This window comes from Eudoraea sp. (assembly GCF_049665975.1).
In the GTDB taxonomy this organism is placed as follows: domain Bacteria; phylum Bacteroidota; class Bacteroidia; order Flavobacteriales; family Flavobacteriaceae; genus Eudoraea.
The window spans coordinates 1-11,382 of sequence record NZ_JBATGR010000430.1 but is presented as its reverse complement, the minus strand read 5'-3'; the positions used below and the strand labels follow the sequence as shown (position 1 = coordinate 11,382).

Sequence of the window (11,382 nt, the reverse complement as noted above, 5' to 3'; positions counted from 1 at the left end):
CAGCTATTAATACTCCGGAACCCTGAGATTCCTCGGTGACTACCTGAATATATTCCCCTTCACTTTCCCGGGAAACATTAATGATATCTATAACTACTACCGAGGAATTAATATCCTTATATAAGTCCGCAAGTTTTTGCGCGTTTGTGATAAGAGAAATTAATAACGTAAGTGCTAAAACTATTTTTTTCATTTAAACTTTTATTAAGAAGGCATAGCTAAGATCATAACTCATATTAAATTTTCCATTGTGCTGACTACAAGGACATGTCCAATTTATCGATCTAAGATATAGTTTCTTTTGTTTCCGGAGCTTTACTTATGGATTAATACTTTGGTCAATTAAGGCATCCGCAAGCTCCTTCGAATACTGCGCTATAGCTTCTTTAATATCTGTGGGGTTTTTCAATTTAAATCTGCCAACCCACTGTAAATTGTCCTTTTGAGCTACAGTTATATCGTACAAACAACTTTCTACTGTATAATCCACCCCTGTTTCTATTTGATCAGGTTCCCAGGAAGTAGCAGGGTAATAGTTATAATACTGCCCAAACCTGCCATATTGAGGTGCTTGATATTCCAAATTACTGCCTCCCCGAATAACATCTTTGTATTGTTCCCTGTTTATTACATTGGTAATTAATACACCAGAGAAACCTGCATCAAGTAATTGAGAAATTAAGGTTTCAATTTCCTCATCCGACATTTCTTCGGAGAAGTTTTCGGTTTTAATAACATCTACAGAAGATTCAGCTTTTGCTCCCCGAAGCCCGAGTTCATTTACAACCAATCCCTCGGCTCTAATTCGGGCAATTTTATCTTTTGTACGTGCTACTACCAATATTTTATCGTATTTTTTTTTGATGTTACTTACGTTCGTGGATTCCTGCAAATAGGAATTCCCGCAGTCTGCAAGTAAAAGAGTAAAAAATAGAGTATGATATAGTTCTTAATCATAAGTATCAGAATTACTTTTTTTGGGAATTTAAAATTAGACTTATTCGCGAACTTAACCAATTTATAAACTCAATCACTTTTTATTGAAATAGTTCGCTATTTTTTGGGTAAAACACTATAAAGTTCAGTTGATTTTTTTCTACCTCTTAATACAAATTCTCCTACGTGTTCAATGATATAATTAGGTAGATTCTTAACCTTTTCTATAGCCTCTTGGGATAACAGTATTGGTTTATCGAATTTCTTACATTGTTCCTGAATTCTGGCTGCGACATTAATAGTATCTCCATGATAGGCTATTTCACGTTTTATATTACCAACCTCTACTACGGTTATCGGCCCAATATGTAAACCTGCCTTAAATATAGGTTGTACCCCATATTCAGTTTCAAAATAATCTGCTTTAGCTTTCAGGAAGGAAGTATAAGCATAAAAAGCATCAATAGCGTCTTTTAAAACATTGTCATCATCTATTTTCCATGTTAGTACCACTTCATCTCCAACATATTGGTAAATGGTTGCCTTATAATCGTCAATGATGGACAAATAATGAAAACAATCCTGAATAAAACGGCTGTAATTTAGGTGCCCTAATTGCTCAGCTATCGTGGTTGAGCCTTTTAAATCCATAAACATAAAAGCGCGTATTTCTTCTCTTGGGGCAAAAAACTTACCAGTGATCAACTTCCCTAAGTTCCCTCTACCCAGAAGTCGGTTTATTTGGATTACAATAATCACCTCAATGTTAATAAAAACACTGAAAATAAGATTTTCTAATAATGCTGGACGGTTTAAAAACTCAACCAAACCTTTCTGCCAGGTTCCAGCAGCATTTACTACAAAAAAAGAAATGAGATAGATTCCTACCATCAGAAGTATATGGACAAGAATAGATTGAATTACAAATTGTTTGAAAGACGTTGTTTTTGTGTAGTAATGTTCATAAAAGTATTGGAGCGTGCCAAATATCGTCCCCACAACACAGGAAATTGATATAAGTAGAATGAGATACATAAATGGAGAAACAATCAGCCCAAGAATATCGAGTTGTATTTCTTGGCCCAGTCCTCTTATCATACTCCAGATAAAGAGCCCTACAATCCATCCAATAATAAAAGCTGATACGTTCTTGGTCCATTTGCTATTCATAAAACACCATTTTTATTCCTATTTAAAATTACAATTCTATACTATAAGTTCGGTCATAAAAATACTCTTTCATTTGTAATTTGATTACTAAATATTGTTCCGTTTCAATCAGATTTAGTGCTATGTATCAAAAATTTATAGAATGGTTTACTAATGAAATATTACTGCTTATGGTCTAATGTGGATCAAAAAAATTATATTTACAGAGTTGGAATGACTAAAAAGTCATCAGAAAAGAAATTGATGTTGAAAATGAGAAAATTTGTTTTAGCCTGCTTGTTGGCTGTCCCTTTTATAGTTTTATCACAGGAAAAGAAAACGTATAATATCGGGATATTAGTTGACCTGGAACAACCTGAATTAATTCCCATTCTCGAAGAACTTCAAAATGAAATTTCAGATGTAGTAGGAGAAGACGCAATAATTCGATACCCGGAAGGCTCCTTATTGTCTAATGGTTTTGATTTGGAAAAGGCAGCCAATAACTATCAAACTTTACTAGCTTCTGAAGTAGATATTATTCTGGCCTTTGGGATAGTTAACAATGAACTTATAATTAAGCAGGAATCATTTCCAAAACCAACCATTTTATTCGGAACAGTAAATAATGATTTCGTCGAAATAAAGCAAGAAAACCAGGCATCAGGGATTCCTAATTTTACCTATCTGATTGCCTCCCGATCATACAGATATGATCTGGCGACCTTTAAAGAACTGACCAGTTTTAAAAAAATTGGTATCCTGATACAACAGCCATTTATGGATGTTTATCCCTTTGATACGTTCTTTGATAAGGAGATGGAGCAGTTAGAGACTACCTATAAGCTTATTACCTATATGGACTATGAGGACATAGCTCCAAATCTACAGGATATCGATGCACTATATATCGCCGAGGCCTTTTATCTGACAGACGGTGAGGTTAAGAAATTGGCAGAAGATTGTATACGACTTGGGCTTCCGTCTTTTACCAGTGGAAGTGTTGATGACATCAGATTGGGTATCCTGGCTACCAATCAGGGAAAAGGAGACATTACCCGATTTTTCCGAAGAATAGCCTTGACCGTGGAAGCGTATATTGACGGTCAGAATCTCGCCGACCTTCCTATATATATGAGCTTTGAACCCAATCTCACCTTAAACTATAATACGGCGGAGAAAATAGGCCTTCCCATCAAAATGAGCCTTATATCGAGAACGGATTTCATTGGGGACTTCAATGAAAAAGTCTCCGAAAGGAAATATAACCTGCTCGAAGTTATGAATGATGTATTGGCCAACAACCTGGCGTTGCAAACAAGCCAGAAAGAAGTAGAACTCAGTGAAAAAGACTTACAAACGGCATGGACCAATTATATTCCGAATATTACTGCTGATGCCGGGGCGACTTATATAGATCCTGATCTTGCAGAAATATCTCAAGGTTTAAACCCCGAGTATTCTACCGACGGAACCATAACCTTATCTCAGACCCTCTTCTCAGCAGAAGCCAATACCAGCATTAATACTCAAAAGGACCTTTTGGCATCTCAGCAGGAGTTGTATAACGCTGATCAACTCGATGCCATTTTTGAAGCTTCAAACGCTTATTTTAATGCGTTAATATTTAAATCGAATTTGCAAATTACTGCCACAAACTTAGACCTCACTAAGAAGAACCTGGAAATTGCAGAAGAAAATTTTGAAGCCGGCCTTAAAGGTAAAACAGATGTCTTGCGATTTAGATCTGAGTTAGCAAACGATATGCAATCCATGATTGAATCTGCCAATGCTTTGGAGCAGGCTTTTTATGAATTGAACCGTGTCTTGAACAATCCGATTGAATACAATATAGATGTGGATGAAGCTGAGCTCGAGAAAGGCTTGTTTGAACGATACAACTATATTCAATTAAGGGAGCTGTTGGATGATCCTACCCTTAGAAGGCCATTTATTAATTTCCTTGTAGAAGAGGCAAAAAATAATGCTCCCGAAATAAAGTCTCTGGACTACAATATCTCGGCAACCGGAAGACGTATAAAACTAAATTCTGCAGGACGTCTGTTGCCCACTTTGGCTTTACAGGGCCAGTACAATCACAATTTTAATCAATGGGGTGTCGGTGTTAACCCTAACTTTGTAGTGGATAATTACAGGGTTGGTCTCAATCTGGCTATTCCACTTGTAGATCAGAACAGAAAGAATGTCAATCGCCAAATTGCTATGATTCAAAAGGAGCAACTCGACCTAAGTAAGAGCGATACCAATCTGGCCATTGAAACTAACGTAAACAATGCTGTGGTGAGCCTGGTCAATCAAGTCTCCAATATAGAACTTTCCAGGATATCGGAAATCTCGGCAAAAGAGGCACTGGAACTTACACAAACCTCATATTCAGAAGGTGCTGTAACCATAGTACAGCTTCTCGACGCACAGAATAACTATTTAAATACAAGTCTGGCGAGGGCTACAGCTGTGTATAATTACTTATTATCCAGCTTTCAGTTAGAGCGGTTTATAGGCTATTATTTTTTGTTACACAGCCGTGCACAGAATGATGAATTTATTAACAGGTTTACACAATACCTGGAAAACAACAACTAAAAAAGGCAGATAAACAATAATACATTTATGAAACGTAAAGGTTTAATAATATTGACAGTAACATTACTCTCATTGAGTTCCTGCAAAGAAAAAGTAGTGGAGCCGGCTCCTGTCCGCCCCGTAATTTTTCAGGAAGTGGGGTATTTGGGAGGCGATGACCAGCGTACTTTTAGTGGAACGGCGAAAACAGAAAGGGTAATTAACCTGAGTTTTCGGAGCAGTGGTATTATTACATTATTTAATCTAAAAATTGGGCAATTGGTTAAAAAAGGAGACCTCCTTGCTAAGTTAGACAATGTGCAGGCAAGGCTGAACTATGAATCGGCTATTTCTGCACAAAACAGTGCTGCTTCAGAAATGAATACGGCCAAACTCAGTCTCCAACGTACAAAAGTGCTTTATGAGAAAGGAAGTTTATCCTTGAGCGAATACGAAAGTGCCAAAAATGCTTATAAAACTGCCCAGGCCAGTTTTGAATCGGCCAAACGCAAGGTTGGTATAGAAGCAGAACAGATTAAATTCGGTTTTTTATACGCCCCGGAAGACGGAATAATCGCGGCGGTAAATGCCGAAATTGAAGAAAATGTTAGTCCGGGTCAGAATATTGCGGTCTTAAATGCGGGTACCGAGATGGAAATATCGCTGGGCCTGCCGGAGAGTATTATTAATCGGGTAAATCAGGGAATGGAGGTTATAATAGAATTTCCGGTTTTAACGGATGCCATGTTTTCTGGCGTAGTGACGGAAGTTTCACCCTCTGTGGATATCAACACAGCGACCTATCCGGTACGTATAGTTGTTAAGATTCCTTCTACTGAGATCAGGTCAGGAATGGCAGCTAATATAACCTTCCAATTCGAGGCAGACAAAAACCAACCAAAGCAGTTGGTAGTACCCCCTATATCGGTTGGTGAAGACGGGAATGGAAGATTTGTTTTTCTTATAAAGGAAGAAGCCGATAAAACCACTGTCCATAAGCAGTATATTACAGTAGGGGCTCTTTCATCAGAGGGATTTGCCATAATTGATGGCCTTTCTTTAGGAGATAAGATCGCAACAGCGGGTTTACAAACATTATTGCATGGGCAGGAAGTTCGTTTGCAATAGGTTGTTCAGCATAAGAAAGAATTTATATTTAAAAGATGATCTAATTTTGGTTATAGAATAAATGATTCGAGACTACCAATACAACAAACTAACCAACCTATGAATCTCACTCAATTTTCAATAGAAAAAAACAGGATCACGTTTACTGTTTTGGGAACCATTATTCTCATGGGTCTTGTACTGTACACTTCCCTTCCCAGGGATAGTATGCCGCCTTATACGGTAAGAGTGGCTACTATAGTGAGCAATTTTCCCGGAGCCAGCCCGGAAAGGGTAGAGCTGCTGGTTACCGATAAGGTGGAGAAAAAAGTACAGGAAATTCCGGAACTAAAGGAAGTGGAAAGTACTTCAAGATCGGGATTATCTGTAGTTACAGTAACCTTAAAGGATGAGGTAGTACCTGGAAAACTTCAGGCGGTATGGGACAGATTGAGAAGAAAATTGGATGATATTGAAGGCTTGCCTGAAAATGTAGTTCCTAATCTGGATGATGATGGCATTGGAGATGTATACGGTATTGCTGTAGGCCTGATATCGGATGGCTTTTCCTATGCCAAGATGAAGGAATATGCAGATGACATAAAGGACGATCTTATTAAACTGGAAGATGCTGCAAAAGTGGAGTTGGGAGGCGAACAGGATGAGCGGGTATTTGTCGAATTCGAAAATGCACAGCTGAAAGAATACGGAATCTCTGCCAGTATGTTGCAAAACAGTATTAATGCTACTAATATTTTGAGTTCCGGTGGCCAGATTAATGTGGAAAATGAACGCATCATTCTGGAACCGACCGGTAATTTTAATTCAATCGAAGATATTCAGGAAATGCTTATACCCGTTGGAGATGGCAGCCAACAAGTGTACTTGGGCGATATTACCACAATAGTAAAGGGTTATATTGATCCTCCTACCCAAAGAGTAAGGGTTAATGGGAAAGATGCGATCTCGCTCCATGTTAACCTAAAAGAAGGTGCCAATATCATAAAACTAGGTGAAGATGTAAACAGGGTAGTAGACGAGTGGCAAGCAAAGCTGCCGATGGGCCTGGAGCTTGACAGGCTGGCCAGTATGGACACCTATATTGATGTAAAAATCAGTGATTTTATAGTCAATTTAATCCAGGCTATTGTTATCGTCTTAGCGGTTATGTTGATTTTTTTGGGATTCAGGTCCGGGATGGTTATTGCCAGTTTAATTCCCATAGTAGTGATCATGACCTTGATGCTGATGGGTGTTATTAATATGGGCCTAAACCAGGTAACTCTGGCGGCTTTGATCATGGCTTTGGGAATGATGGTAGATAATGCCATTGTAGTGGCCGAGACCATTATGGTTAAAATGGAAGCCGGTATTTCAGGCAAAAAAGCGGCGGTAGAAGCTTGTTCTGAATTGTTTACTCCACTTCTTATTTCAACTTTAACTACCTCAGCAGCGTTTTTGGCGTTTTATTTAGCAGAATCTACTATGGGCGATATTGTAGGTCCAATATTCGTGGTAATTACCCTTGCTTTACTTTCCTCCTGGATCATGGCCTTATCTGTAATTACCCTTTTCTGCTACTTGTTTTTAAAAATAGAACCTAAAGGTCAAAAGAAACCGGGTTTGGTAGATAGGACCATCCAAAAATTAAAAGCGTATTATAAGAATATCATACTTTGGGCTTTAGCCAGAAAGTATCGTGTAATTTTGGGAATATTCATAGCTTTCTTTGTTTCACTTTTTGGCTTTACAAAAATACCTTTCATCTTTTTCCCTGATAGTGACCGGAACCTGATCACCGTAGACATAAACCTTCCCCAGGGTACTAAAATTGAACGGACTTCTGAACTGGTGCTCGACATTGAAAATTATATTAAGGATTCATTACAAGTAAATGCCAACAGGCCAAATGGAATAGTAGACTGGTCTTCCTATATTGGGGAAGGTCCCGAATCGTATGACCAGGGGTACTCGCCAGACGAACCTAATTCAAGTTATGCACATATGCTGGTGAATATTTCTGACGCCATTTATAATTTGGAAATGATCAGGAAATTAGATAAGTTTTGTTTTAATCACTTTCCCAATGCCGATATTAAAGTATCCTCATTAGAGGGCGGTGGCGGCGGGACACCTATTGAGATACAGGTATCTGGCGAAAACCCGGATGAACTTTCTACGATCTCTGAGCAAATAAAACTCAAATTATCATCAATAACCGGCACCAAAAATGTAAAGGATGACTGGGGTCCTCAAAGTAAAAAGTTTGTACTCGATATTGATCAAAACAGAGCACAGGTTGCCGGGATAAGCAGCCAGGACATTGCTACATCCTTGCAGACTGTACTGGATGGTTTTCAGACCGGGGAGTACCGGGAAGACGATAAGTCCATTCCCATTCTAATGCGGAGTGATGCCAGCCAGCAGCAATCCCTGGAATCACTGGAGACGCTGAATATATATTCACAGGGATCTGGAAAAAGTGTACCATTATTGCAGGTTGCCAGTATAATTCCACAATGGCAGTATGCCAAAATACTGCGATTTAATTTAGACCGTACCATTATGGTTTCGAGTGAATTACGCGAAGATGGTAATGCCTCTGCCATTACTGCTGAAATTACTCCCTGGCTTAATCAACAGATGGAAAACTGGCCGGAAGGTTATAGCTACCAGTTTGCAGGAGATGCCAAAAATACGGCTGAGAATATGGGTGCAGTATTTAAATACCTACCCTTATCCGGATTTATTATTTTGTTATTACTCATCATACAATTCAATTCCTTTAGAAAAATGGCCATGGTAACTTTAACCATCCCGCTTGGGATCATCGGGGTAGTTGTTGGCTTACTGGTGTTTCAGGAGCCATTTGGATTTATGCCTTTTTTAGGAGTTATCTCTTTGGCCGGGATAGTGATCAACAATGCCATTGTGCTAATAGACCGGATTGAAGTGGAACAAAATGTCCTAAAGCGCTCTACCCAGGATGCCGTAATTTCGGCTTGCCTGCAGCGGTTCAGACCTATCCTACTGGCTACGTTCACCACTGTGCTGGGATTGATTCCGCTTTACCTAAGTGGTGGAGAAATGTGGGAAGGTATGGCGGTAAGCATAATGGTTGGACTTTTATTTGGAACGGTGATTACCCTGTTGTTTATCCCGTCATTTTATAGTATCCTTTACCGCGTAAACTATAAAGAATATACTTTTAATGAAGAATTACTGGATTAATGAAAAAGTTTTATCATTTATACCCATATAGATTCACACTATTTCTGATAAGCCTATTATTTATATTATTTGGAACTCTTTTTATACCATCCAAATTGTTCGTTACATATGTTATTCCTTTATTTTTTATCATCAATATACTTGCGGGAATTCTGTTGATTTCAAAAAAAAACAGGATTAAAAATCTTTTTGTAGTCGTTCTTTTTGTGGCCATTGTCCTCTATGTACTATCTTCGATATTGGCTATAGATGAAATTCTATTGACCTATACGAATTTTGCTATATTATTCTCGTTTTATAGCATTGTAACTTATGAAATTATCACTCAGGTATGGAGAAGTAAAAGAGTAAACAGAGGGGTAATTCTTGGCTTGATGAGCGGTTATATTTGTTTAGGTTTAGTTGGTTTTTTTATTTGTATGGCGGTAGAGATTATAGAACCAGATTCTTTTTCCGGTTTGATAAGCCAGGAGTTGAATTCTGAAGGGAACAGGGATGATTTAATTTATTTCAGTTTTATCACACTTTTAACTATAGGGTATGGGGATATTTTGCCTTTAACACAACTCGCTCGCAATGCCTCCGTGATAATTGGACTTCTGGGACAATTTTATTTAGTGATAGTTACTGCTGTTGTTGTAGAAAAATATATCAGGCACAGTGACAGGTTGGAATGAGAAGCGGGAGAACTTTTACCTCTCAGATCAATTTAAAATGCTTCATTAACACCAAAGTAAATACCACTTTGGCCATCTATTCCTCTACCGTAATCTAGTCTAAGCCAGGTGCTTTTATCTTTAATAAGTTTAAAACGTATTCCCCCTCCAAAACTTGGTTTTAAGTTATTAAAACTGAATAGGTCACCCGCTTCATCATTTACACTGCCAAACAATCCAAAACCGGCTAAAGTCCATCGTTCTTTAAATCGCCATCTGTATTCTGCCTGCACAATATACATATGCTTGTCTATGAACCTTCCGTTAAAGTACCCCCTTGCATTTTTGCTACCCCCATAGCTTGCCATACCCTGAAATGGCACGTCACCATAGTTGTTTTCTACGTACAGACGAAAAGCCAAAATACTTTTTTTTGCTATTCTTTGATACGTTCTTAAATCTAAAATAAATTTATTAAAGGCATGTGTTGCCCCAAAGAGCTCACTTGAAAAACGCGCGGCTAAACTAAGATAATTGCCAGCCTGGGGGGCACCAATATCATCTCTGGAGTCTAAATTAAATATGGCGCCCAGGCCACTAATCACTGCGCCATCACTACCAGGGACCGTCCCGGTATCTAAAATACCACCTTCCAGTACTTCGGTAATCTGATAATTAGCATAGTTAACGGACAATCCAAAATTTAGATTCGGGGGTAATCTTTTTAAAAGACTAATATCAAATTTATTTGTAGTTTGGTTATAAGATTCTTTATTGTCCTCGGGGGTTGAAGGTCCAATACCCCAAAAGGAATTTGGAAAAACGCGATAGGTATAAAACATATCAATAAAATAATCTCCATGTCCCAGATAGATTTGAGGTGTAGCTTCAAATATGAATTGCTTCTCTGAAGTGTAGATTGCGCTAAAAAAAATATTGGAGAAACGTTGATTGTATTCATTGGTTTTATTAAGCAGAAAAAGCTGACCACCTCCTCCAAATCCAAACTTCGTTTCAGGCGTATAAAAAATAATGGGTAATGCCACAAATTGAACACTTTTTCCCTTCCTAATAGTATCGGATTGAATAAATCCTTCTTCATTTTTAGCCTGCGCAAATACAGCGGAAGACATGAAGAAAGTAAAAACTATTGTATATAAAATATATTTTTTCATCAAAAAAAGAAATCGTCAAGAATTACACCAAATCCGAAAGTAAATGAAAGGTTACTAATAGTAATATTGTCTGAGCCAACCATACCATTTATGTCAACAGTATCTATGCCAATCCAGCCATATTGAAGATTAAAACCAATATTTAAGGATATCAAATCACGGATAACATGGGAATAACCCAAACTAACCAAAGTACCAAATCCATTTCCGTCAGATTCTTCACCGAAATCAGGAATTTCATTTATGCTGGCAAGACTGCGATAAAGGACGAAGCCCGGGGAAACATTCAAAAATAATGACCCATCTTTAGTTTTAGAAAAATACCTGGCAATTTGCGGTCCTATATATAAAGATTCTCCAACAATTTTAAAATCCCCTTTTGATTCCTGCTTACCCGCCTGAAAAGTAACTCCAAATAGCCATCTGTCTTTAAAGAATTTCCCGGTGGACAGGTTTATCCCAAATTCATTTGAGATTGTTTTGTTTTTGGTTGATTTTAATTCATTACTTGTGCTGCTTATGCTTCCCGACAAAGAAGTTAACCA

The 11,382-nt window shown here is 38.0% G+C and carries 9 protein-coding genes; 4 read left to right on the top strand and 5 right to left on the bottom strand.

Annotated features, from left to right (window positions below; genetic code table 11):
- The 3 genes from WBN20_RS14210 to WBN20_RS14200 all read right to left on the bottom strand — a co-directional run.
- A partial coding sequence (locus WBN20_RS14210) for a hypothetical protein (protein ID WP_424282162.1) occupies window positions 1–193 on the bottom strand: 193 nt, incomplete at its 3' end.
- A 126-nt stretch (window positions 194–319) separates the two neighbouring features.
- On the bottom strand, window positions 320–892 hold the full coding sequence (locus WBN20_RS14205; RefSeq protein WP_424282161.1) for a hypothetical protein: 573 nt from the start codon (window positions 890–892) through the stop codon (window positions 320–322).
- Between the two features lie 161 nt (window positions 893–1,053).
- On the bottom strand, window positions 1,054–2,106 hold the full coding sequence (locus tag WBN20_RS14200) for an adenylate/guanylate cyclase domain-containing protein (RefSeq protein ID WP_424282160.1): 1,053 nt from the start codon (window positions 2,104–2,106) through the stop codon (window positions 1,054–1,056).
- Between the two features lie 153 nt (window positions 2,107–2,259).
- Between WBN20_RS14200 and WBN20_RS14195 the strand changes: the two genes are divergently transcribed.
- From WBN20_RS14195 to WBN20_RS14180, 4 genes are all read left to right on the top strand, one after another.
- Window positions 2,260–4,689 (top strand): TolC family protein, encoded by a 2,430-nt coding sequence (locus WBN20_RS14195; protein WP_424282159.1) that lies wholly within the window; start codon window positions 2,260–2,262, stop codon window positions 4,687–4,689.
- Between the two features lie 27 nt (window positions 4,690–4,716).
- A complete protein-coding gene (locus tag WBN20_RS14190) occupies window positions 4,717–5,796 on the top strand; it encodes an efflux RND transporter periplasmic adaptor subunit (RefSeq protein ID WP_424282158.1) in 1,080 nt (359 codons plus the stop codon).
- A 99-nt stretch (window positions 5,797–5,895) separates the two neighbouring features.
- Complete coding sequence (locus tag WBN20_RS14185) at window positions 5,896–9,006, top strand: efflux RND transporter permease subunit (RefSeq protein ID WP_424282157.1); 3,111 nt, start codon at window positions 5,896–5,898, stop codon at window positions 9,004–9,006.
- Between the two features lie 95 nt (window positions 9,007–9,101).
- Complete coding sequence (locus WBN20_RS14180; protein ID WP_424274885.1) at window positions 9,102–9,683, top strand: potassium channel family protein; 582 nt, start codon at window positions 9,102–9,104, stop codon at window positions 9,681–9,683.
- A 32-nt stretch (window positions 9,684–9,715) separates the two neighbouring features.
- Here WBN20_RS14180 and WBN20_RS14175 read toward each other — a convergent pair whose 3' ends face one another.
- Window positions 9,716–10,837, bottom strand: coding sequence for a BamA/TamA family outer membrane protein (locus tag WBN20_RS14175; protein WP_424282156.1), 1,122 nt, complete (start codon window positions 10,835–10,837; stop codon window positions 9,716–9,718).
- A partial coding sequence (locus WBN20_RS14170; protein ID WP_424282155.1) for a hypothetical protein occupies window positions 10,837–11,382 on the bottom strand: 546 nt, incomplete at its 5' end. The genes WBN20_RS14170 and WBN20_RS14175, both read right to left, overlap by 1 nt.